The organism is Shewanella sp. SR44-4 (assembly GCF_014163715.1).
GTDB lineage: Bacteria > Pseudomonadota > Gammaproteobacteria > Enterobacterales > Shewanellaceae > Shewanella.
This window is the reverse complement of the sequence record NZ_JACJDU010000156.1, coordinates 1-379: the sequence shown is the minus strand read 5'-3', so window position 1 is coordinate 379 and position 379 is coordinate 1. Positions and strand designations below refer to the sequence as shown.

The window sequence follows — 379 nt, the reverse complement described above, 5'->3', positions numbered from 1 at the left end:
TGTCTGGAAACCATAGAGCTGTGGCACCACCTGATCCCATTCCGAACTCAGAAGTGAAACACAGTATCGCCGATGGTAGTTTGGGGTCTCCCCATGCGAGAGTAGGTCATTTCCAGGCGCCTAATAAGCTTCAAGTAGTAGCTTTTGCTGATATGGCTCAGTTGGTAGAGCGCATCCTTGGTAAGGATGAGGTCCCCAGTTCGATTCTGGGTATCAGCACCAAGAATAATCTAGTGTTACGTCCTAGAGAAAAGTTTGTCTGGAAACCATAGAGCTGTGGCACCACCTGATCCCATTCCGAACTCAGAAGTGAAACACAGTATCGCCGATGGTAGTTTGGGGTCTCCCCATGCGAGAGTAGGTCATTTCCAGGCGCCTA

At 49.6% G+C, this 379-nt stretch carries 1 tRNA gene and 2 rRNA genes; all 3 read left to right on the top strand.

Annotation, left to right across the window (positions count from 1 at the left end):
* Window positions 1–2: 2 nt before the first annotated feature.
* The 3 genes from rrf (H5125_RS21860) to rrf (H5125_RS21850) all read left to right on the top strand — a co-directional run bounded on the left by rrf (H5125_RS21860) (window position 3) and on the right by rrf (H5125_RS21850) (window position 374).
* Window positions 3–118: ribosomal RNA gene (rrf, locus tag H5125_RS21860) — 5S ribosomal RNA — on the top strand.
* A 28-nt stretch (window positions 119–146) separates the two neighbouring features.
* Window positions 147–222 (top strand) — tRNA-Thr (locus H5125_RS21855).
* Between the two features lie 36 nt (window positions 223–258).
* Window positions 259–374 (top strand): 5S ribosomal RNA (gene rrf / locus H5125_RS21850).
* Window positions 375–379 lie beyond the last annotated feature (5 nt).